This is a genomic window from Salmonella sp. NW722, from assembly GCF_051702785.1.
GTDB lineage: Bacteria > Pseudomonadota > Gammaproteobacteria > Enterobacterales > Enterobacteriaceae > Salmonella > Salmonella enterica.
Genome location: NZ_JAMMIN010000036.1, coordinates 1 through 268, shown reverse-complemented (window position 1 = coordinate 268; position 268 = coordinate 1). Strand labels below are relative to the sequence as shown.

The window sequence follows — 268 nt, the reverse complement described above, 5'->3', positions numbered from 1 at the left end:
CCTGCGGTTGGATCACCTCCTTACCTTAAAGAAGCGTACTTTGCAGTGCTCACACAGATTGTCTGATGAAAAGTAAAAAGCAAGGCGTTTACGCGTTGGGAGTGAGGCTGAAGAGATAAGGCCGTTCGCTTTCTATTAATGAAAGCTCACCCTACACGAAAATATCACGCAGCGCGTGATAAGCAATTTTCGTGTCCCCTTCGTCTAGAGGCCCAGGACACCGCCCTTTCACGGCGGTAACAGGGGTTCGAATCCCCTAGGGGACGCC

At 51.1% G+C, this 268-nt stretch carries 1 tRNA gene; it reads left to right on the top strand.

Annotated features, from left to right (window positions below):
- Positions 1–193: 193 nt before the first annotated feature.
- Positions 194–266: transfer RNA gene (locus NA330_RS23260), tRNA-Glu, on the top strand.
- Positions 267–268 lie beyond the last annotated feature (2 nt).